The organism is Alkalicoccus chagannorensis DSM 18086, from assembly GCF_000429725.1.
In the GTDB taxonomy this organism is placed as follows: Bacteria; Bacillota; Bacilli; order Bacillales; family Salisediminibacteriaceae; genus Alkalicoccus; species Alkalicoccus chagannorensis.
This window is the reverse complement of record NZ_AUCK01000007.1, coordinates 1-22,391: the sequence shown is the minus strand read 5'-3', so window position 1 is coordinate 22,391 and position 22,391 is coordinate 1. Positions and strand designations below refer to the sequence as shown.

Sequence of the window (22,391 nt, the reverse complement as noted above, 5' to 3'; positions counted from 1 at the left end):
TTCTGCCAAAATCATGGACAGCAGAAAAGCCGGAGACTGCATGCTCCCCGGCATCCGCTCTGTCAGAAGAGAGAACGAGACTAGTCTTCTTCCCGGTACATCATCGACACAATCCGTTCCAGCTCTTCTTCTGACTCAAAATCAATCTCAATCCGGTTCCGTTTCTTTCCCGGGGTGATCTGTACTTTCGTACCGAGGTACGACGTCAGCATCGATTCACGCGAATGAACCCAGGCCGGCTTCGCGGTTTTCGGCTTCGTTTCACGTGAAACATCAGCATTCGCCTGCTGAATCCATGCTTCCAGCTGCCGGACAGACATGCTCTCGCGCACAATCCGCTGCAGCAGCGGCGTCAGCTCCTGTTTGTTCTTCAAGCCGAGAAGCGCCCGGGCGTGGCCGGTCGAAATCTTCTCTTCTGCCAGGTACTGCTGGGCGGTTTTCGGCAGTTGCAGCAGGCGCAGCATATTCGCCAGGTACGAGCGGCTTTTGCCGAGCCGGTCGGCCAGCTGCTGCTGCGTGAGGCCGCGGTGCTCCATGAGCTTTTGGTACCCCTGCGCTTCTTCCAGCGGCGAGAGATTCTCCCGCTGCAGGTTTTCGATGATGGCAAGCTCCATCATCTGATCGTCGTCCATCGTCTTCACGACCGCAGGGATGACGCTCCAGCCGTTCTGCTGCGCGGCCCGGAACCGTCGTTCGCCGACGACGATTTCATATCCTTTAATACTCTCCCGCACCGTAATCGGCTGCAGCAGCCCTTGTTTGTTCAGGGAGTCGGCGAGTTCCTTCATCGCTTCCTCATCAAAATGTCTGCGCGGCTGATACGGGTTCGGACGGATCTCCTTCAGTTTGATCTCGGTGATCTGCGTCTCGTCACTGCTGGAGGCATCCGGGAAAAACGCATTGATTCCACGACCGAGTCCTTTACCCATGCGACATCACTTCCTTTGCCAGTTCTGCGTATACCTCTGCGCCTTTGGAGCGCGGGTCGTACGTGTGGATGGATTCTCCATGACTCGGGGCTTCGCCGAGACGCACGTTCCGAGGAATGATCGTCTCAAAAACCTGCTCCCGGAAATGCTTTTTCACTTCCTCAATCACCTGCAGTCCGAGGTTCGTCCGTGCATCCAGCATCGTCAGCAGTACGCCTTCAATTGTTAAATCATGATTGAGGTGCTTCTGCACGAGCTGCACCGTGCTCATCAGCTGACTGAGCCCTTCCATCGCATAGTATTCACACTGCACGGGAATGAGTACCGAATCCGCTGCGGTGAGTGCATTCAAGGTCAGCAGACCGAGCGAAGGCGGACAGTCAATGATGATGTAGTCATATGTATCCCGCACTTCCTGCACTGCTTCTTTCAACCTTATTTCCCGGGAAATAGCCGACACGAGCTCAATTTCTGCGCCTGCCAGCTGGATCGTAGACGGAATGATATCAAGCCCGTCCAGGTCCGTCGAACGGAGAATGCCTTCCGGAGACTTCCCCTCCACGAGAATGTTGTAAATGCATTCTTCCACTTCCCCTTTTTCCACGCCGATGCCGCTCGTCGTATTTCCCTGCGGATCGGTGTCGATAATCAGCACACGGTTCCCTTCCTGTACGAGTCCCGCGCTCAGATTGACGGCGGTCGTCGTTTTGCCTACGCCGCCTTTTTGGTTTGCGATTGCCATCACTTTTGCCACTGCCTGTCACCTGCCTTACGTTAAACTGCGCATCATTCCTTCCATTTTATCATGAAAGGAAGCAAAGAAAAGAACGACAGCGGTATATTGTGAGAAAAAACGTCCTTCTGCTTACCGCGTCCCCTGAAGCAGGCGCTGCGGTCCCTGTCCAAAGGCGCATGCCGTGCCGGCACGAAGCGGCGATGGGTCAAACACAGGCTCTTGGAGGAACGAACAGGTTTGTCGTGCTTCACGCCCAGCGCTCTCAGCCGCCTGCTTCTGTGACGATATCGTCGTCTCCTCTGCAGCGCCGGCGGGGGCGGAATGGCGTCCGTATCATTGTGTAAAAAGAAAAAAGCTCACTATTATTCCTGTGCTGCAATGTTCACAACCACGATCACATTGAGAAGGAATAATAATGAGCTTATACATCAGTTTAACCTAAAACACGAAGATGTGAAAGAAGCGCTGATTCAATTTGATATGGGCGCCGTGTTGATATCAGCCGTGGTGCTGATGTTCGAGGGTTACATGGAGAAAGAACGTACCGTCCAGCTTCCTGAGACATACATTCTTCCTCCATGAAAAAATCCCGCCGGAAGCGATGGCTTCGGACGGGGACGATGGTACGTATGGCACGCCGGGAAGCCGCCGCGAACGGCTTTCCGGCGGTCTATTTTTTCGGGATACGAATCGTGAACTCGTAATAATCGTCGTGCTCTTCTTCGTTCGTATCCACCTTCATGCCGCTCTGCTCCACCATATCCACCGACTTGCGGATCGTATTCATTGCGAGCCTGGTATCTTTGGAGACCGCTTTACGGATCGGCTTTTTCTTCTTTTTCGGCTCCGGAGGTTTCTCCGGAGTTTCTTCTTCCACGTACAGCGCCGCGATGGCTTCTTCCGTTTCTTTTACATTCCAACCGTGCTCGACGATCTGCTGGAGCAGGTAGTCCTGCTTCTCCTGATCCTCGACTCCGAGCAGCGCCCGGGCATGGCGTTCGCTGATCTCCCGCTTTAACAAAGCATCTTTGGCATTGGCGGGGAGGTGCAGCAGGCGCAGCTTGTTCGCCACGGTGGACTGGCCTTTTCCAAGACGCTGCGCGAGGCTTTCCTGCGTCAGGCCGTGGAGTTCCAGCAGCCTCGCATAGGCGTTCGCCTCTTCAATGGACGTCAGCCCTTCCCGCTGCAGGTTCTCGATCAGTGCCACAGACGCTGTCTTCGTATCGTCAAAATCTTTAACGACAACCGGAACAGTCGCCATGCCGGCATGCTGCGAGGCCCGCCAGCGTCGTTCGCCTGCGATGATTTCAAAACGTCCGTCCCGCGCCCGGACGACAATCGGCTGAATCAGCCCGTGTGTACGGATCGTCTGCGCGAGTTCTTCAATCTTTGTTTCATCAAAAATGGTTCTCGGCTGAAATGGATTCGGTGTCAGCTCTTCCACCGGCACCTGTCGGACGGTCTCCTCCCCCTCGAGGAGTACGTCTTCTGACGATGCTTCTTTTTTATCTGCTAAACCGAACAGCTTCGAAAATGGTTGCTTCACGGTGACACCACCCTTACAAATCTCCGGCGCCCCGGTTTCAAAAGAAACGAAAGCGCGGTTCACACCTCTTCCGATAGTATACCACGAACGACCAGCCTGCGTGGACTCGTTACGAGATTGGCTGCTTGTTCGGCGTTCCTGCCTTGCGCGGATATTTTTTCGGCGTTCGGCCGGTTTTCTTGATATGCAGAATCGACCGGCTTCCACCGGCTTCCGGCAGCTCGAAATCGTACTTCTCGTGCAGGGAGCCTCCGAGCACCTTCAACGCTTTTTCGGCATCCTGCAGTTCTTCCGAGGCCCCGGACGCTTTCATCGCGAGAAAGTCTCCGCCCTCTTTCGCCAGCGGCAGACACAATTCCGAGAGGACCGAGAGCCGTGCGACGGCCCGGGAGATCACGAGATCATAGGCGCCCCGGTGGTCCTGGCGCTGGGCAAACTGTTCGGCCCGGTCATGATAAAAAGCCACGCCGGTCAGATCGAGCTCTTCGGCGAGCGCGTTTAAAAAGGTGATCCGCTTCTGGAGCGAATCGACGATCGTGACATTCAATTCCGGAAAACAGATTTTCAGCGGGAGGCTTGGAAAACCAGCCCCCGCGCCGACATCGACAAGTTGCAGCGGGCGGTCGAAATCATAGTAGAACGCCGCTGTGAACGAGTCATAAAAGTGTTTAAGATACACGTCTTCCTTTTCTGTAATCGCCGTCAGGTTCATGCGGTCATTCCAGTCTACGAGGACCTCAAAATAGCGGCGCAGCCGTCGCTGCTGCTCGTCCCCGAGAAGTATGCCGTGCTGCTTTAATGCTTCTGCCAGCCTCTGTTCATCCATGTCCGTCTGTCTCCTCTCACCCTTCGGCAGCGGTTTTCTGCAGTCGTCCCTGTTCCATATAGACAAGCAGGACCGATACGTCCGCCGGATTGACCCCGGATACGCGCGATGCCTGTGCCACAGAAAGAGGACGGACTTCACTCAGCTTCTCCCTGGCTTCAATAGCCAGGCCGCTGATCGCATGGTAGTCGAGATCTTCCGGCAGCTTCTTGTTTTCCATGTTCTTGAGCTTCTCTACCTGCTCCAGCTGCTTGGCGATATAGCCCTGGTACTTGATGTGGATCTCCACCTGCTCCTTCACGTCTTCGTCCAGTTCTCCCGGCGCCGGTGTCAGCTTTTCGACATCCGCGTACGTGATCTCCGGCCGCTTCAGCAGCACAGCAGCGTTCGTCGCTTCTTTCATCGGCGCAGAGCCGGTCGCTTCGACCACGGCCTGTGCTTCGGCTTCGGCTTTGATCGTGACGCCTTCCAGCCGCTTCACTTCTTCCGCGATGGCTGCTTTCTTTTCCTGGAAACGGGCGTAGCGCTCCTCAGAAATAAGACCTGCCTCATACCCCTTTTCCGTCAGGCGCAGATCCGCGTTGTCATGACGCAGCAGCAGGCGGTACTCTGCCCGGGAGGTAAGCAGCCGGTACGGCTCCTCGGTGCCTTTGGTCACGAGATCATCGATCATCACACCGATATAGGCTTCAGAACGGTCGAGGATGAGCGGCTCTTTGTTCTGGGCTTTCAGCGCAGCGTTCAAGCCGGCCATCAATCCTTGTCCGGCTGCCTCTTCGTAGCCGCTTGTGCCGTTGATCTGTCCGGCTGTGAACAGTCCGGAGATTTTCTTCGTCTCCAGGGACGGCCACAGCTGTGTCGGAACGATGGCATCGTATTCGATGGCATAGCCCGGCCGCATCATCTGTACGTGTTCCAGTCCCGGGATGGTCTTCAAAATGTTGTGCTGCACGTCTTCCGGCAGGCTGGTGGACAGTCCCTGCACGTAGACTTCTTTCGTGTTGCGTCCTTCCGGCTCCAGGAAAATCTGGTGGCGCGGCTTGTCGCTGAAGCGGACAACTTTATCCTCAATCGATGGGCAGTAACGAGGGCCGGTGCCTTCGATCATGCCGGAGTACATCGGAGAGCGGGACAGGTTGTTGTTGATGAATTCATGCGTTTCTTCGTTTGTATACGTGAGCCAGCAGGGCAGCTGATCGGTGATGAATGCCACCGTGTCGTAGGAAAAGGCCCGCGGCTTATCGTCTCCCGGCTGGATCTCGGTCTGCGAGTAGTCGATCGAGTGGCCGTTCACCCGCGGCGGCGTCCCGGTCTTGAATCGTTCCATCTCGAAGCCGAGCTCCTGCAGATGATACGACAGATTGACGGATGGCTGCATGTTGTTCGGACCGCTCTCATAGGCGAGTTCGCCGAGGATGACCTTGCCACGCAGATACGTACCGGTCGTGACGATGACCGTTTTGGCCGAGTATTCGGCTCCGGTCTGGGTGACGACGCCTTTGACTTCGTCGTCTTCAATGATCAGACGTTCCACCATGCCCTGGCGCAGCAGGAGGTTCTCCGTGTTCTCGATCGTTTCTTTCATCTCCTGCTGGTACTGGAATTTGTCCGCCTGCGCACGCAGTGCACGCACGGCCGGTCCTTTCCCGGTATTCAGCATGCGCATTTGGATATGCGTCTTGTCGATATTGCGTGCCATCTCTCCGCCGAGGGCATCGATTTCTCGGACGACGATCCCTTTCGCAGGACCTCCGACAGATGGGTTGCATGGCATGAAGGCAACGGCGTCCAGGTTCAGTGTCAGCATCAGCGTGCTGGCGCCGGCACGGGCAGAAGCAAGACCTGCTTCTACGCCGGAATGACCAGCGCCGATCACGATTACGTCAAATTCGCCTCCGTGGTAACTCATGATGTGTTTCCTCCTTCGTTATTTTCCTAAACAGAACTGCGAGAACAACTGGTCAATTAAACTCTCCTGAACGCTTTCTCCAATCACTTCCCCGAGAATTTCCCAGGCACGGGTGATATCAATCTGGACCATATCGACCGGCATGCCGCTGTCTGCTGCTTCGAGTGCTTCGTTAACAGCGCGTTTGGCCTGCTCCAGCAGCGCGATGTGGCGGGAATTAGACACGTACGACATGTCGCCGGCATCCATGTCCCCTCCGAAAAACAGGCAGCGGATCGCTTCCTCCAACTCATCGACGCCTTCATCCTTTAACAAGGACGTCGTGATGACCGGATTGCCGCCGGCGAGTTCGCGGACGCGCTCCAGGTTGATCTGCTGGTCGAGATCCGTTTTATTTACGATGATGATGGCATCCTGATCCTGAATCAGCTGAAACAATTCTTCGTCTGCTCCGCTGACAGCTTCATTATAATTTAACACGAGCAGGGCGAGTTCGGCATCCTTGACTACTTCCCTGCTCCGCTGCACGCCGAGCCGTTCGACGATGTCTTCGGTCTCCCGGATCCCGGCTGTGTCCAGCAGCTTAAGCGGAACACCGCGGACGTTCACGTACTCTTCCACGACATCGCGCGTCGTTCCCGGAACATCGGTGACAATCGCCTTTTCTTCATGCACGAGGCTGTTCAAAAGCGACGACTTGCCGACGTTTGGACGACCGAGAATGACGGTGGCAAGGCCCTCCCGGAGAATTTTCCCCTGATGAGCCGTCGTCAGCAGCCCATCGATTGAGGCAGCGACTTCGCCTCCTTTTTCGCGGATGACCTCGAGCGTCATTTCCTCTGCATCGTATTCCGGATAGTCGATGTTGACCTCGACGTGGGCCACGGTCTCCAAGAGCGTCTGCCGCAGCGTTTGAACGCGGGTGGACAGCTTTCCCTCCACCTGATTCATCGCCACGTTCATGGCCCGGTCCGTTTTCGCCCGGATCAGGTCCATCACGGCTTCTGCCTGGGACAGGTCAATTCGTCCGTTCAAAAAGGCCCGCTTCGTAAATTCGCCGGGTTCTGCGAGCCTCGGCCCGTGGGTCAAGACGAGCTGCAGCACGCGGTTGACGGATGTCAGCCCCCCGTGGCAGTTGATTTCGACGATGTCTTCTTTTGTATACGTGCGTGGAGCGCGGAGGACCGACACCATCGCTTCTTCCATCGTGTCCCCGCTCTCCGGCTCCCGCAGATGTCCGTAGTGGATCGTGTGGCTGTCGGCATCGGCCAGCCGGATCCGGCCGTCATACAGCTGGTCGGCTGTCTCGATGGCTTTCGGTCCGCTGATGCGTACAATCCCGATCGCACCTTCTCCCATCGGGGTGGATATTGCGGCAATGGTATCTGTTTCCATTCCTGCCGCCTCCTTTCTGATATGCTTGATTCCAACTTAACAGCTTATCACATCTGCTGCCTGATGGGAAGATGTAAGTAGAGGCTGCTGAGGAAGTGCGGCCCATTCCCATGGAATTTCGACCAAGCCGGGGGAAAATCAGGACCATTGGCAGCGATGACGACCAAGTGCAGCTGAATTTCGGCCAAAGCAGCAAAATCGAAAGGTTCCGGACAGCTCCCCCCGCAAAGGGAACCAAGTTCCAACGGCAGTCCGCTCCACGATTCTGCTGCTGTTCTCATCCATGAGAAAACCGCCTCTCCCGATGTGGGAAAGGCGGTGCGGTGTTACTTCTTCGGTTCCACGACGACCCGGCGGTGCGGTTCTTTTCCGTCGGAGCGGGTAGCCACGCTGCTGTTCTGCTGCAGCGCATGGTGAATGACTTTCCGTTCAGCGGCGCTCATCGGCTCGAGACGGACAGCCTGGTTCGTACGGATGGCTTGATGGGCGAGGCGCTCGGCTAATTTCTCCAGCGCTTCCCGGCGTCGTGCCCGGTAGCCTTCTGCATCAAGCAGGAAACGCGAATACTCCGTGCTTCCTCTGTTGGCAGCCAGATTCACGAGATACTGCATCGAATCGAGCGTCTGACCGCGGCGGCCGATCAGCACACCGATGTCCTGGTCCGAGCCATGGATGTGAAAGCAGGTGCCTTCCTCCCGCTCTTCCACTTCCACGCTGGCGCGGACGCCCATTTTATCAATCATATCCCGTAAAAACGTCAATCCGGCTTTTTTCGGGTCCGGAATACGTTCCAGCTCAACCACCGCAGGCTTGGAGCCAATAAGACCGAGAAAGCCTTTGTGCGGCTCCTCAATCACTTGAATCTTCACTTCCTCCTGCGCTGCTTCGAGCTTTTGAAGTCCTGACTGAACTGCCTCATCCACGGTACGACCAGATACTGTCACTTTGTTCACTAGCCTTTCGCTCCCCCCGCTTTAGCCGACTTGGCCTCTTCCTTTTTCTTGCCAACATTCGGCCCTGTAATGAAGTACGTCTGCACAATCATAAAGAGGTTACCGATAACCCAGTAGAGAGCGAGTGCTGATGGGAAGAACGCCGCGAATGCCATGATCATGGCCGGCATGAGGTATAAGAGTACCTTCATCTGCGGGTTGTCCTGCACCATCATCATCTTCTGCTGGATAAAGGTGGTTGCCCCTGCCACAAGCGGCAGGATGAAAAACGGATCGGCGCTTCCCAGTTCAAACCAGAGGAACTGCTGCGGCGCCCCGGTGTAGCTTGGATCTACGTCCGGATTGATCTGCGGTGTGCGGATGATTGCGTGATAGAACGCAATCAGAATCGGCATCTGTACGAGAATCGGCAGACACCCGGCAAGCGGGTTGACGCCGTGCTTCTGGAACAGCTGCATCATTTCCTGCTGCAGCTTCTGCTGCGTCTGCTGGTCCTTTGCAGAATACTTTTCTCTCAGCTCCTGCATTTCCGGCTGGATGGCCTGCATCGCTTTCGTACTCTTCGTCTGCTTGATCATGAGCGGCAGAATCAGAATACGAAGAATGATCGTCACAATGATGATCGCCAGCCCGTAGCTGTTATTCAAGGCATCCGCAATCGTGGTCATCAACCAGGACAGCGGATAGACGAAGAACGGATCCCAGATACCGTCGCTCTCTGCTGTGATCGGCTGGTCAATGTTAAAACAGCCCGCCATAAACAGCATGGCGGCTATCATCATTCCAGCCAGACTTAACTTCTTCACCACTTGTTGGTCCTCCTATCTCTTTCTACGCACATCAGGATTTCTCCTGCTGTCTATGTGAACTTTTTTTGCCTTTTTCCTCCGGCACCGGATCAAATCCGCCCGGATGAAAAGGATGGCATTTCCCGATCCGCTTCCCTGTCAGCCAGATGCCGCGCAGGACGCCGTGGCGCTGCAGGGATTCTATTCCATACTGGGAGCACGTCGGGTAGAACCGGCACCGTGCCGGTGTGAACCGCGAGATCCAGCGCTGATAAAAACGGATCATCCCAAGCAGCAGTCTCTTCATGTTCTCACCTCTCTGTGGAACGAGGATGCAGTTTGGCTACTTTGCACACATGTTTCAATGAACGTTCCATCTCTCCGAGTTCCATCGCCGTCACCGGCTTTCTGGCGATAATAACGATGTCGCATTCCTGCTTGAGGCGGGGAGCGAGCTCCCGGAGTACTTCTTTCATCAGCCGTTTGATCCGGTTGCGCTGCACAGCGTTGCCGAGCTTTTTGCTCACGGAAAGGCCAATCCGGATGTGATCCTGTCCTGGTTTCGGACGCTGATACACGACGAACTGCCGGTTGGCAGCCGAACTGCCGTGCTGAAACACCTGCTGAAACTCTTCGTTTTTCCTTAGTCTATGCTGCTTTTTCATTCACTGGCACCTCTTCAACCAGCGCCTGTGACGCTACTCATTTTACCGAATCTCTATACGAGGTTCAATGGATGGTGCCGGGGATCTGTGACAATCCCGGGAACACACAAGAAGCTGTCCCGGTCGGCTTCAGCGTAGGACAGCTGCTTCTGGATCATCTATTGAACCGTGTTTCTTAAAAAAAAGACCACTGGATCAACAGTGGCCTCATTTGTTAAGCGGAAAGAACTTTGCGTCCTTTACGACGGCGGTTCGCAAGAACTTTGCGGCCGTTCTTAGTCGCCATACGCGCACGGAATCCGTGGTTCTTCTTGCGCTTACGGTTATTTGGATTGAATGTCGGCTTACCCATGCTCAAACACCTCCTGAATGACATTAAAATTCAACGATTATATGCTGTTTCATGTCAGTTCGATCTCGCCTCCTGAGAAGGCAGTCCTGTAAATTATAATTTTTCCTTTCTCTGCTGTCAACAACTTTTCCGGGAAGAAAAACGTCGAGCATCTTTTAACTGAAACAACGGACGGTTTCGCTGCAGCGTTAAAAGAAGAGAATCTTGGTTGTTCGTGCGGAGAAAGACACGCGGATGCGCGTCGGTCTGCTCGATTGTTAAGCCGCTCCGCCGCAGGAAGCAGGCTTACAAGAACATCGTCCTGACCTCCTGCTGTTCATGTGGAGCACCCCCTGCTCGTTTCAGCCGGTCTAAGGACGGCATCAAGCTGCTTCGTTCTCCATTGGAGACGTTGGAACGAACGGCTGAGCCGCGTCGTTCTTCCTGATCCTTTCCGGAGCAGCGGACAGAACCGTCGTTTCGTGCCTGTTTCTTTTGGAGCGGCTGTGGAGAAAAGGATGTTTGTCCCGGCTCACGTGTCCCTCTACAAAAAATATTTTTTGACGTTTTTCTCCTTTGTGGATAACTTTCCCCCCTCTTTTTCACTTACCCACCGCCCTGCGCACAGGATATTCACAGTATCTAGTGCTGTGGATAATTTTTAGCCACAACCTGGTGTGTTGTGTGGATAACTACATTCTTTCGTTGTCATGCCTGTGTTTTTTTGATACGATAGTGTTGTTTTTCGCGTGGAAAACCTGCATCCGGCATTGGACCTATCCACACCTGTGCATAAGTGTGTGGATAGTTATTCAGGGCTTCTGCATAGGTTTATCCACATCCATGTGAATACTGTTGACTACCTGTTTCCTTCTATTATACGACTTCTGCACAGCAGCTGTGAATGTATGAATATTCACCGGGGTTGTGCAGACGTTGTACAATACGGGGAGGAAAGAGGTACTTTTTTGTTTTACTGTTATTGTACAGAAGAAGGAGGGACGTGCGTGGAGAACTTACACGATTTGTGGGACCAGGCGCTGACGAAGATCGAAGAGAAAGTCAGTAAACCGAGTTTTGATACGTGGTTTAAGGATACAGAAGCTGATTCAATTGATCAGAGCTCGAACCTGATTACGATCATCGCACCCAATGAATTCGCCCGGGACTGGCTGGAGAACCGGTATTTTACGATCATCACAGAAACGCTGCAGGAACTGACCGGGGCTGAGCTCGAGGCCAAGTTCGTGCTCCCGAAGGACGAACAGTCCGAACCGGATCTGCCGGCACCGCAGGCCATGCCGCCGAGCGGACCGGACGAGCACGAGAACGGCCCGAAGCATATGCTGAACCCGAAGTACACGTTCGATACGTTCGTCATCGGCAGCGGGAACCGGTTTGCCCATGCCGCCTCCCTAGCCGTTGCCGAAGCGCCGGCTAAAGCGTATAACCCGCTGTTCATCTACGGGGGCGTGGGCCTCGGAAAAACCCACCTCATGCACGCGATCGGTCATTACGTCATCGATCATAATCCGCAGGCGAAAGTCGTGTATCTGTCCTCGGAAAAATTCACGAATGAGTTTATTAACTCGATCCGGGATAATAAAGCCGTGAATTTCCGCAACAAATACCGGAGCGTCGACGTGCTGCTGATCGATGACATTCAATTTCTAGCAGGAAAAGAGCAGACGCAGGAGGAATTTTTCCACACGTTCAACTCCCTGCATGAAGAACGCAAGCAGATTGTCATTTCGAGTGACCGGCCGCCGAAAGAAATTCCGACGCTGGAAGACCGTCTCCGGTCCCGTTTCGAGTGGGGGCTGATCACCGACATTACGCCGCCCGATCTGGAAACCAGGATTGCGATTCTCCGGAAAAAAGCGAATGCGGAAAACCTCGATATCCCGAACGAGGTGATGCTCTACATTGCGAATCAGATCGACACGAACATCCGCGAGCTCGAAGGCGCCCTCATCCGGGTAGTCGCCTACGCTTCGCTCATCAACGAAGAGATGAATGCCGATCTGGCAGCAGTTGCTCTGAAAGACATTATTCCCAATGGGGTATCCCGGGAGATTACCGTGGAGGACATCCAATCTGCGGTCGCCGCCGCATTCGGCGTGAAAGTCGAAGACATGAAGGCAAAGAAACGGACGAAGATGGTGGCTCATCCGCGTCAGATCGCCATGTATCTCTCGAGGGAGATGACGGATCATTCGCTTCCGAAAATCGGGGAGAAATTCGGCAAGCGGGATCACACGACCGTGATTCACGCCCATGAAAAAATCTCCAAACTGATCGGGGAAGACCAGGAGCTGCATCAGCAGATTCAGGATATCAGCAGCCAGCTCCGTTCCGGATAGTGTGGATACTGTGGAAAAGGAGTACGCACTTATGCACAGGTTGTCCACATGTGAATAACCATGGTGCCAGTACGCCTATATGACTTTTCCACAAGTTCACAGCCCCTAGTACTACGAGTACGGCAAGTAATCAATACTAAATAATATATATACAGCGGCAGCTGGCTGCCGGTGAAGGAGGCTGATTGATTATGAAATTTACGATTCAACGGGACGTTTTTGTCCAGAACATCCAGCATGCATCCAAAGCAATCTCGTCGAGGGCTACACTGCCGATACTTTCCGGACTGAAGATCGTTGCTTTCGATGATGGCATTACGCTGACAGGGAGTGACTCGGATATTTCCATCGAGGCATTTATTCCCGCGGAGCAGAATGAGAAAGAAATCATCACGATCGAGCAGCCAGGTTCGGCCGTGCTTCAGGCAAAATATTTTGCTGATATTATCAAAAAGCTTCCTGAACCGCTGGTAGAAATCAGTGTCAACGAGCAGTATGTTACACACATCCGCTCGGGCAATTCGGAATTCCATCTCAACGGGCAGGACCCTGATGAATTTCCGAACCTGCCGGAAGTAGAAGAAGGAAGCACCTTTCAGCTGAAGACCGATCTGCTGAAAGCACTGATCCGCCAGACAGCGTTTGCTGTGTCTACAGCAGAAACTCGTCCGATTCTGACCGGCATCCACTGGGGCATGGAGAATGCCGTCCTGACATGCACGGCAACAGACAGCCACCGTCTAGCCATGCGCGAAGCAGCGGTGGAAGGCGTAGATGCAGACATGTCGTTCACGAACGTCGTCATTCCAGGAAAGAGCCTGACGGAACTGAGCAAAATCCTCTCCGATTCAGAGGAGGCTGTCGAAGTAACCGTCACCAACAACCAGGCGCTGTTTAAAGCCGAGAACATGCTGTTTTTCTCCCGGCTCCTCGATGGCAACTATCCGGCGACGCAGAACATGATTCCGACGACGTCGAAGACAAACGTGAACGTACCGTCGAAAAAGCTGATGTCTGCGATTGAACGGGCTCTTCTGCTGTCCGACGGTAAAAACAACGTCGTCAATCTGAAATCGCTGGACCAGGACCGGCTGGAGATTACTTCTGTTACACCGGAAGTAGGGAAAGTGACGGAGGAAGTAGGCGCCGATTCGTTCGAAGGGGAAGACCTCCGGATTTCGTTCAACGGGAAGAACATCATGGATGCACTCCGGGTGATCGAATCCGAAGAAGTCTCAATCCAGTTCACTGGTGCGATGAGTCCCTTTATCATGCGCCCGGCCGACCGGGACTACATGCTTCACCTTTTCTCGCCGGTCCGGACGTACTGATCCACCGTCGATTGGACCATCCGCAGCACGTGCAGCATCCCGTCCGAGCAGCAGCTCCGGCGGGATGCTTTTTTACTTTGTAGGAAATGTCATAGCAGGAAGAAGGCGGCTTCCTGCACTGTCCGCCGTTCCGAACAAAAGGCTATACGCTTTTCTTCTGCCAAGCAAGAACGAAGCGGAAGTCGGCGGAGCCTATGGAAGATCGAGCGGAGGAGCTCGTCCACGGCAGGCATGCCGAGTTGAAGGGAAGGATCCTTGTACCAACAAGGAATAGGAACAGAGTCTTTTTTAGGTGATAGAAATATACACGTTCTTATCCAGGGAGACAGCGCTCTCGTCGGCTGAGTGCTCTGCAAAGAATACAGGTGCCGCCTTAACATACATATACACGCACGGGTATATACCGTCGATGGGCTTCCCGCATTTGGCATCCTCCGGCTTTTCCGTTACAATAAGAACATTCGTTCGAAAAGTAAGGAAAATGGGCATTGGCGTATTTTCCGATAGTTTAGTACAATATAGAGTGAGAGAATTTGTGCACGTTTTAGAAGAAAGCGAGTTGACGAGAGCATGGAACAGGAAATTGCGGTGCAGGATGAGTTTATGACGCTGACACAGGTGCTGAAAGAGATCGGCATCATTCCTTCCGGTGGAGCAGCGAAATTTTTTCTGCAGGAGACGGAGGTCCGTGTGAACGGGGAACCGGAAAACCGCCGGGGAAAAAAACTGTATCCGGGTGATACCATCTGGATCGACGGATTCGGGGAACTTCGTCTGACCAATGCAGATTGAAGCGCTGTCGCTGAAGGATTACCGCAGCTACGATGAGATTGCCCTCACGTTTCACAACCAGGTGAATGTCATCCTCGGGGAAAACGCCCAGGGAAAGACGAACTTGATGGAAGCCATCTACGTCCTGGCCATGGCGAAATCCCACCGCACGTCCAAAGACAAAGAGCTGATCCGCTGGGAACAGCCCTTTGCCCGGATCCGCGGTGATTTCGTCAACCAGCACGGGGGCATGTCCATGGAAGTCGTGTTTTCCCGGCGCGGCAAGAAAGTGAAAGTGAACGGGCTGGAGAAGAAGCGGCTCAGCGATTACATCGGCACCTGTACGATCGTCATGTTTGCACCGGAGGACCTGACGCTTGTCAAAGGCAGTCCCCAGGTCCGCAGACGCTTTCTCGATATGGAAATGGGGCAGATTCACCCCGTCTATCTCTACTATTTGTCCCAATATTATAAAGTATTAAAACAGCGCAACCAATGGCTCAAGGAAGTCCGGGACGGGAAACGCAAGGCCGATGAAGCCATGCTCGCCGTCATGACCGAGCAGCTGGTTGATGCAGGAGCCGAAGTACTGGCCCGCCGCTGTGCCTTCCTGCGACGGCTCGAAACCTGGGCTGCCCCGATCCATGCCGATATCAGCCGCGGCCGTGAAGTGCTCACGATCCGCTACGTCCCCTCGATCGACACGGACGAAGCGGCTTCAGCAGCAGAACACCGGCAGCGACTCGCAGCTGCGTTCGAGGGTGTCCAGGATCAAGAGATGCGCCGGGGGACAACCCAGGTCGGACCGCACCGGGACGACCTGGCCTTCTACGTCAACGACAGAAGCATCCAGACCTACGGTTCTCAGGGGCAGCAGCGCACGACGGCACTGTCCCTGAAACTGGCGGAAATAGAACTGATATACGAAAAGACAGGGGAATATCCCATTCTCCTGCTTGATGATGTCCTCTCCGAACTGGACGAGCACCGGCAGACGCATCTGCTGCGCTCGATTCAGGGAAAGGTGCAGACATTTGTAACGACAACCAGCGTGGACGGCATTGATTACAGTCTCCTCGGAGAGGCTGCAACGTTTGACGTCAGCGGAGGAACGATATCCAGACGGGAATGAGGTGGCACGATGTTTATACATCTCGGCGGAGACATGGTGCTCAAAGCAGAGCGCATCGTGGCTATTCTGGACCACCAGAGTGAAAGCCACTCCGCAGATAATCAGACATTCATGAAAAAAAACGGCGAAGAAAAACGAATTGAGCGGGTGACAGAGGATCCCGCCAAATCGATCGTCATCACAAGAGAGGAAGTCTATCTTTCTCCGATCTCCTCCCATACGCTGAAGCGGCGGGCAGAGAATCCATCCCTTGAGCCATACGAAGAAGAAATCACCCGGGAAAACCAAAACGGGTAGAATTGCAGGTGAAGCATAGTGAGTTCAGATAATCAATCCTATGATGAAAGTCAAATTCAGGTCCTCGAAGGGCTGGAAGCCGTCCGGAAACGCCCGGGTATGTACATCGGTTCCACCACGTCCCGGGGCCTGCACCATCTTGTATGGGAAGTTGTCGACAACAGTATCGATGAAGCGATGGGCGGTCACTGCGACACGATCTGGGTGACGATCGACGAAGACAACAGCATCCGTGTGGAAGACAACGGACGCGGCATTCCAGTCGGGATCCACGAAAAGATGGGCCGTCCGGCTGTTGAGGTCATCATGACCGTCCTGCACGCCGGCGGGAAATTCGGCGGCGGCGGCTATAAAGTATCCGGCGGCCTGCACGGGGTCGGCGCTTCGGTAGTGAATGCCCTTTCCAAAAAGCTCGAAGTGGAAGTACACAAAGAGGGCGAGATCCACTACATCGATTTCGCTAAAGGCCTTCCGCAGCATGACCTGAAAGTCATCGGCTCCACGGAAAAGCAGGGAACCGTCATCACGTTCTGGCCGGATGAGACCATTTTTACAGAAACGACGGAATACGAATTTGATATTCTCGCGAACCGTCTGCGGGAGCTGGCCTTCCTCAACCGCGGGCTCCGCATCTATATTGAGGATAAGCGGGAAGACGGCAGAGAAGCGGAGTACTTCTACGAAGGCGGGATCAAATCCTTTGTCGAGCACTTGAACCGCTCCAAGGAAACGCTGCACGATCCGCCGATCTTTCTGGAAGGGGAACGCGAAGGCATTCAGGTGGAAATTGCCATGCAGTACAACGAAGGCTTTTCCAGCAGCCTGTACTCCTTTGCCAACAACATCAACACGCACGAAGGCGGAACGCATGAGTCCGGCTTCAAAACAGGACTGACCCGGGTGATCAACGATTATGCCCGTAAAAACAGCCTGTTCAAAGAAAACGATGCAAACCTGATCGGTGACGACGTGCGGGAAGGTCTGACAGCTATTGTTTCGGTGAAAATTCCGGACCCGCAGTTCGAAGGTCAGACGAAGACGAAGCTGGGTAACGGCGAAGCCCGAACGATTACGGATTCTCTGTTCTCTGAGCACATGATGAAATTCCTCGGAGAGAACCCGACCGTGGCCCGGCAGATCGTCGATAAAGGGCTCATGGCTTCCCGTGCCCGCGATGCTGCGAAGAAAGCCCGTGAACTGACCCGTCGTAAATCGGCGCTGGAAGTAAGCTCACTGCCTGGTAAACTGGCAGATTGTTCTTCCCGCGATCCGTCTATCAGTGAGATTTACGTCGTCGAGGGTGATTCCGCAGGTGGTTCCGCAAAACAGGGACGCGACCGGCATTTCCAGGCGATTCTGCCGCTGCGCGGAAAGATTATCAACGTGGAGAAAGCACGACTGGATAAAATCCTCTCCAACAACGAAATCCGTTCGATCATCACGGCCCTGGGCACCGGGATCGGGGAGGATTTCGATATCGCCAAAGCCCGGTACCACCGCATCATCATCATGACAGATGCCGATGTGGACGGCGCACACATTCGTACGCTGCTTTTGACGTTCCTTTACCGCTACATGCGCCCGCTGATCGAGCACGGCTACATCTACATCGCGCAGCCGCCGCTCTATAAAATCGAGCAGAGCAAGCAGGTGTACTATGCGTATGATGAACGGGAAATGGAGCGGATCATGGGAGAGCTGGATTCCTCACCGAAGCCGAAGCTGCAGCGCTACAAGGGTCTCGGGGAAATGAACCCGACCCAGCTGTGGGAAACCACGATGGACCCGGATACGCGTACTGTGCTGCAGGTGAATATGCACGACGCGATGGTCGCGGACGAAGTATTTGAAACATTGATGGGTGACCGCGTCGAACCACGCCGCGACTTCATTCAGAAGAATGCCCACTACGTGAAAAACCTGGACATTTAACGGCAGCCAGCCTGACAGAGACCTCCCGCAAGCCCCCGCGGAGGTCTCCTGTATGCAGGGGGGAGCGTCGTTTACATGTTTGATAACAGGAGCAGGATGGAGGTTAACTTATGTCCGACCAGAATGAGAAACCCAGAGTACAGGATATAAATATAAGTCAGGAAATGCGGACCTCGTTCATGGATTATGCCATGAGCGTCATCGTCAGCCGTGCACTGCCGGACGTCCGTGACGGACTGAAGCCGGTGCACCGCCGGATTCTATTCGCCATGAATGAACTCGGGATCACATCAGAAAAAGCGTACAAGAAATCAGCCCGTATTGTCGGGGAAGTCATCGGTAAATACCACCCGCACGGGGATTCCGCCGTATACGAAACCATGGTGCGGATGGCGCAGGATTTCAGCTATCGGAACATGCTTGTCGACGGGCACGGAAACTTTGGTTCTGTCGACGGAGATGCAGCCGCAGCGATGCGGTATACCGAGGCGAGAATGTCGAAGATTTCGATGGAATTGGTGCGCGACATCAACAAAGATACGATTGATTATCAGGAGAACTACGACGGAGCCGAGTCGGAGCCGATTGTGCTGCCGGCCCGTTTTCCGAACCTGCTGGTCAACGGCACTTCCGGTATTGCTGTCGGGATGGCGACCAACATTCCGCCTCACCACCTCGGAGAAGTGATCGACGGGGTGCTGGCGGTATCCAGAGATCCCGATCGTGAACTCGACAGCGTGGATCTGATGGAATACATCCCCGGCCCGGATTTTCCGACAGGTGCCGAGATCGTCGGCATCTCAGGCATCCGCCGTGCCTACGAAACAGGAAAAGGGTCGATCACGATCCGGGCCAAAGCGGATATTGAAGAGAAAAACAGCAAGCAGCGGATCATCGTCACCGAGCTGCCGTATCAGGTCAACAAGGCCCGTTTGATCGAGAAGATTGCCGATCTTGTGCGGGATAAGAAAATCGACGGCATCACCGACCTGCGTGATGAGTCCGACCGTACCGGCATGCGGATTGTCATTGAACTCCGACGGGATGCCAATGCGAACGTCCTGCTGAACAACCTGTATAAGCAGACGGCGCTGCAGTCGAGCTTTGGCATCAACATGCTCGCCCTCGTCGACGGCCGTCCGCAAGTACTGGCGCTCCGCGAGACACTCGAGCATTACCTGGAGCATCAAAAAGTCGTCATCCGGCGCCGCACGGAATTTGAACTGAAAAAAGCGGAAGCGAGAGCACATATTCTGGAAGGCCTCCGCATCGCCCTTGATCATATCGATGAGGTCATCGAGCTGATCCGGGGCTCTGCTACGACGGAAGAGGCGCGCAGCGGCCTGATGGAAAGCTACGGGCTCTCCCACGACCAGGCTCAGGCGATCCTCGACATGCGTCTGCAGCGGCTGACTGGTCTCGAACGGGATAAGATCGAATCCGAATACAAAGACTTAATGGAAAAAATCGCGGAACTGCGGGCCATTCTTGCGGACGAGGAAAAGCTCCTCGACATTATCCGTGAGGAGCTGGAGGACATCCGGGACCGCTACGGTGATGACCGACGTACGATCATCTCCATCGGGGAAGATACTGTAGAAGATGAGGACTTGATCCCTCGTCAGAACGTGGTGATCACGCTCTCTCATCAAGGCTACATCAAGCGTCTCCCTGTCTCCACCTACCGCAGCCAGAAGCGCGGGGGACGCGGGGTGCAGGGCATGGGCACCTACGATGAGGATTTTGTCCGCCATCTCTTTATCACAAACTCCCACGACCACCTTATGTTCTTTACGAACAAAGGCAAGGTCTACCGGATCAAAGGGTACGAGGTGCCGGAGCAGAAGCGGACATCCAAAGGCATCCCGATCATCAACCTGCTGCAGATCGATCCGGACGAATACGTCAGCGCCGTCATTCCGGTGTCAGACTTTGAAGAGGACAGCCGTTCCGTCTTTTTCATGACTAAATACGGCCACGCCAAGCGGACGTCGCTGCAGGCGTTTAAAAATATCCGCCGCGGCGGACTGTTCGCGATCAAGCTGCGCGACGGCGATGAGCTCCACGGCGTCCGTCTGACAACAGGGGATGAAGAAATCATCGCCGGTACGAAGAAAGGCCAGTCCATCCGCTTCCACGAAGAGGATGTCCGCCTGATGGGCAGAACAGCAGCCGGCGTCAAAGGGCTGACGCTCGGCAGCGACGATGTGATTGTCGGGATGGATATCGTTTATCCGGATCAGGACGTGCTGATCGTCACCGAGGCCGGATTCGGCAAGCGCACCCCGATATCCGAGTACCGAGTTCAGTCCAGGGGCGGTAAAGGAATTAAAACGTGCAACATTACGGACAAAAACGGTGAGGTCATTTCTCTGAAAGTCGTAGCCCCGGACCATGATCTTATGGTCATTACGACCAACGGCGTCATCATCCGCATGCACGTGGATGAAATCTCCCAGACCGGCCGTAACACGCAGGGTGTCCGGTTGATCCGCGTCGGCGATGGAGAACACGTCTCTACCGTCGCCCGCGTGAACGTATCGGAAGATGAGGAGACCGCGGAAGAAGAAGTGGACCTGGAGACAGCAGAAGACGCCTCCGGCGAAGCCGAAGCCGACGAGGTCGAAGAAACAGAAGAAACAGATGATACGGAAGAAACGGAAGAATAAGTTTCTTTTGCATTCCGGACCCGGCTTCCAAAGCTGCGGTCCGGTTTTCTTTGTCTGACAGGCATACATACGTTTGGATAGAGGAGGTCCGGCGGCACCCGGATATCCTCCGGTGGAGTATCAGCCCTGGATCGTCGGAAAAAACTGCTGTCATACGACGTGCTTAGTTCATAAGTTCTATAAAACGTCGATGGTTTTTCATTGAAATTTCCATAAGTCGTCGTATAATAAGAATAAATAGATCTAATGTCTTAACGGAAAATCCCGTTCTCTTCATTTCAGCCTAGAGGCTGCGCAGCAGATCCGAAAAAAGGAGCGGTACTATGCATGTAAAACTACAAGAGCTGACCCCGGGCTGTATATTAAAACGGGATGTCTTTAAAATGTCCAACCAGCCGCTGATGCGCAGGAAGACCGTGCTGAACAGGGAACATATCCATATTCTGCAGACGTTTCTCGTCCAGAGTGTCGAAGTGGAACCGACGCTTGTGGACGGCAGCACCTTCCAGCCTTCTGAAACGCTGAAGTCCAGCGGCAGAGAAAAGCCGAACAAAGCGAACCTGGAGCGTACCGATTCTTTCACCAGCATGTACCTGAAGTCCGTGCAGAAATATAAAAAACATTTCCAGAAATGGACAGGGCACATGAAAGTCGATCCCTATCCCCTCCGGGAGATCCTTCTGCCGCTGCTGGACCAGAATGCTACTTCCGAAGAGCTTCTGGAGCTGCGTCACTACAGCGACAAAGCAAACTACGTCTACTACCATGCCGTCGCTGTCGGCGTGTATGCCGCCCACCTCGGCCGGGAGGCGGGTATGGACAAAGCAGATGTCATTCAACTTGGACTGAGCGGGATGCTCGCAGATGCGGGAATGTCGAGACTCTCCTTTGATCCTTTCAGTAGAGAAGGACGACTTCGGGAAGAAGAATATGAAGAAATGAAAAAGCACCCGATCTGGAGCTATCGTATGATTGAGAACGTGCCTGGCTTCAATAAGAAAACGCTGCTGGGAGTCCTCCAGCACCACGAACGCGAAGACGGAAGCGGCTATCCGCTGCAGGTAACAAAAGCAAAACTTCATCCATTTGCGGCCATGGTTGCCGTAGCTGATGTCTTTCATGCTATGACAGCAGAAAGGAAGTTCAGGAATAAACAATCGCCATACCGGGTGCTGGAGATGATGCACACTGAAGAATTCGGTAAACTGGATGCGGAATGCATCCGGCTGCTGCTGGCTGTGCTGATCGATCTCCGGCCGGGCAGAACGGTCCGCCTCAACAATGGAATGACGGGGACAGTGACGACACGTAACGAAGCGCAGCCGCTGCGTCCTCATATACAGCTGACCGGAGGGGAAAACCTCGATCTGCGGCAGCACGAAAATCTATACATCGAAGAGGCCTCCGTAGAAGGCAGAGAAGAAATGGAAGAAATCACATAACATCCTTACAACGGAAGCCGCCGTCAAACGGCGAAAAGAAACGCTTTGCCTGCAGTGTTCTTCAAACAGAGAGTGACTGGGACGCAAAAGTTTCTAATAAGTAAAAAACGCTGCCGATGATTCCAAAGGGATCGTCGGCAGCGTTTCGTGTAAGTATGGAAAAAAGGAACCGGCTCATGGCCGTGAATTTCCTCACGTCCACGGCCATGAGGGGGACGTTCTATTTTTGACATGATAGGAATGTATAAGTTTTCATACAGTGTGACGGCGGCTCCATTCGCTGCTCGGGAAGAAACAAAGAACGTTTTCTTCCCTCAAAAAGCTTGCAGCGCTTCCGCACGCCGTTCCGACCAAAAGGCGCTTTGCGCTTTTGTTC

20 protein-coding genes are annotated in these 22,391 nt (G+C 54.1%); 9 read left to right on the top strand and 11 right to left on the bottom strand.

The genetic code is table 11. The annotated features are described in order from the left end of the window. Nucleotides 1-80 precede the first annotated feature (80 nt). Both G477_RS0105675 and G477_RS0105670 read right to left on the bottom strand, forming a co-directional pair. A complete protein-coding gene (locus tag G477_RS0105675; RefSeq protein WP_026697123.1) occupies nucleotides 81-929 on the bottom strand; it encodes a ParB/RepB/Spo0J family partition protein in 849 nt (282 codons plus the stop codon). Next, nucleotides 922-1,683, bottom strand: a complete 762-nt coding sequence (locus tag G477_RS0105670) for a ParA family protein (RefSeq protein WP_026697122.1) — start codon at nucleotides 1,681-1,683, stop codon at nucleotides 922-924. The genes G477_RS0105675 and G477_RS0105670 overlap by 8 nt, the downstream gene beginning before the upstream one ends. 303 nt (nucleotides 1,684-1,986) lie before the next feature. On the opposite strand from G477_RS0105670, the gene G477_RS0105665 reads away from it, so the two are divergent. Then, nucleotides 1,987-2,247 carry a hypothetical protein gene (locus tag G477_RS0105665; protein ID WP_026697121.1) on the top strand — a complete coding sequence of 87 codons (261 nt, stop codon included), beginning with the start codon at nucleotides 1,987-1,989 and terminating at the stop codon, nucleotides 2,245-2,247. Nucleotides 2,248-2,335: 88 nt separating this feature from the next. On the opposite strand, the gene noc is transcribed toward G477_RS0105665, so the two are convergent. From noc to rpmH, 9 genes are all read right to left on the bottom strand, one after another. After that, nucleotides 2,336-3,211, bottom strand: coding sequence for a nucleoid occlusion protein (gene noc / locus G477_RS0105660; protein WP_026697120.1), 876 nt, complete (start codon nucleotides 3,209-3,211; stop codon nucleotides 2,336-2,338). Between the two features lie 109 nt (nucleotides 3,212-3,320). Beyond that, nucleotides 3,321-4,037 (bottom strand): 16S rRNA (guanine(527)-N(7))-methyltransferase RsmG, encoded by a 717-nt coding sequence (gene rsmG / locus G477_RS0105655; RefSeq protein WP_026697119.1) that lies wholly within the window; start codon nucleotides 4,035-4,037, stop codon nucleotides 3,321-3,323. Nucleotides 4,038-4,053: 16 nt separating this feature from the next. Beyond that, on the bottom strand, nucleotides 4,054-5,946 hold the full coding sequence (gene mnmG, locus G477_RS0105650) for a tRNA uridine-5-carboxymethylaminomethyl(34) synthesis enzyme MnmG (protein WP_026697118.1): 1,893 nt from the start codon (nucleotides 5,944-5,946) through the stop codon (nucleotides 4,054-4,056). Nucleotides 5,947-5,964: 18 nt separating this feature from the next. Beyond that, nucleotides 5,965-7,341: a tRNA uridine-5-carboxymethylaminomethyl(34) synthesis GTPase MnmE gene (gene mnmE / locus G477_RS0105645; protein WP_026697117.1), complete on the bottom strand. Its 1,377-nt coding sequence runs from the start codon at nucleotides 7,339-7,341 to the stop codon at nucleotides 5,965-5,967. Nucleotides 7,342-7,667: 326 nt separating this feature from the next. Beyond that, on the bottom strand, nucleotides 7,668-8,294 hold the full coding sequence (gene jag / locus G477_RS0105635; RefSeq protein WP_026697115.1) for an RNA-binding cell elongation regulator Jag/EloR: 627 nt from the start codon (nucleotides 8,292-8,294) through the stop codon (nucleotides 7,668-7,670). Further along, on the bottom strand, nucleotides 8,294-9,103 hold the full coding sequence (gene spoIIIJ, locus G477_RS0105630) for a YidC family membrane integrase SpoIIIJ (RefSeq protein ID WP_026697114.1): 810 nt from the start codon (nucleotides 9,101-9,103) through the stop codon (nucleotides 8,294-8,296). The genes jag and spoIIIJ overlap by 1 nt, the downstream gene beginning before the upstream one ends. Nucleotides 9,104-9,134: 31 nt before the next feature. Further along, nucleotides 9,135-9,389 (bottom strand): membrane protein insertion efficiency factor YidD, encoded by a 255-nt coding sequence (yidD, locus tag G477_RS0105625; protein WP_026697113.1) that lies wholly within the window; start codon nucleotides 9,387-9,389, stop codon nucleotides 9,135-9,137. Between the two features lie 4 nt (nucleotides 9,390-9,393). Continuing rightward, a complete protein-coding gene (gene rnpA, locus G477_RS0105620) occupies nucleotides 9,394-9,747 on the bottom strand; it encodes a ribonuclease P protein component (protein ID WP_026697112.1) in 354 nt (117 codons plus the stop codon). Nucleotides 9,748-9,961: 214 nt separating this feature from the next. Next, complete coding sequence (gene rpmH / locus G477_RS0105615; RefSeq protein ID WP_026697111.1) at nucleotides 9,962-10,099, bottom strand: 50S ribosomal protein L34; 138 nt, start codon at nucleotides 10,097-10,099, stop codon at nucleotides 9,962-9,964. A 986-nt stretch (nucleotides 10,100-11,085) separates the two neighbouring features. Here rpmH and dnaA point away from each other — a divergent pair. The 8 genes from dnaA to G477_RS0105565 all read left to right on the top strand — a co-directional run bounded on the left by dnaA (nucleotide 11,086) and on the right by G477_RS0105565 (nucleotide 22,015). Then, nucleotides 11,086-12,441, top strand: coding sequence for a chromosomal replication initiator protein DnaA (gene dnaA, locus G477_RS0105605; RefSeq protein ID WP_026697110.1), 1,356 nt, complete (start codon nucleotides 11,086-11,088; stop codon nucleotides 12,439-12,441). Between the two features lie 191 nt (nucleotides 12,442-12,632). Continuing rightward, entirely contained in the window at nucleotides 12,633-13,772 is a 1,140-nt protein-coding gene (dnaN, locus tag G477_RS0105600) for a DNA polymerase III subunit beta (RefSeq protein ID WP_026697109.1), read from the top strand. Nucleotides 13,773-14,342: 570 nt separating this feature from the next. Then, nucleotides 14,343-14,564: a S4 domain-containing protein YaaA gene (gene yaaA, locus G477_RS0105590; protein ID WP_026697107.1), complete on the top strand. Its 222-nt coding sequence runs from the start codon at nucleotides 14,343-14,345 to the stop codon at nucleotides 14,562-14,564. After that, the gene (gene recF / locus G477_RS0105585) at nucleotides 14,554-15,675 is read left to right on the top strand and encodes a DNA replication/repair protein RecF (RefSeq protein WP_026697106.1); all 1,122 of its coding nucleotides are present in this window, start codon (nucleotides 14,554-14,556) and stop codon (nucleotides 15,673-15,675) included. The genes yaaA and recF overlap by 11 nt, the downstream gene beginning before the upstream one ends. Before the next feature lie 9 nt (nucleotides 15,676-15,684). Next, nucleotides 15,685-15,972: an extracellular matrix regulator RemB gene (remB, locus tag G477_RS0105580; RefSeq protein WP_026697105.1), complete on the top strand. Its 288-nt coding sequence runs from the start codon at nucleotides 15,685-15,687 to the stop codon at nucleotides 15,970-15,972. A gap of 18 nt (nucleotides 15,973-15,990) precedes the next feature. Next, the gene (gene gyrB, locus G477_RS0105575) at nucleotides 15,991-17,904 is read left to right on the top strand and encodes a DNA topoisomerase (ATP-hydrolyzing) subunit B (RefSeq protein WP_026697104.1); all 1,914 of its coding nucleotides are present in this window, start codon (nucleotides 15,991-15,993) and stop codon (nucleotides 17,902-17,904) included. A 110-nt stretch (nucleotides 17,905-18,014) separates the two neighbouring features. Then, complete coding sequence (gene gyrA / locus G477_RS0105570) at nucleotides 18,015-20,573, top strand: DNA gyrase subunit A (RefSeq protein ID WP_026697103.1); 2,559 nt, start codon at nucleotides 18,015-18,017, stop codon at nucleotides 20,571-20,573. Between the two features lie 323 nt (nucleotides 20,574-20,896). After that, the gene (locus tag G477_RS0105565; protein ID WP_026697102.1) at nucleotides 20,897-22,015 is read left to right on the top strand and encodes an HD-GYP domain-containing protein; all 1,119 of its coding nucleotides are present in this window, start codon (nucleotides 20,897-20,899) and stop codon (nucleotides 22,013-22,015) included. The last annotated feature ends 376 nt before the right edge of the window (nucleotides 22,016-22,391 follow it).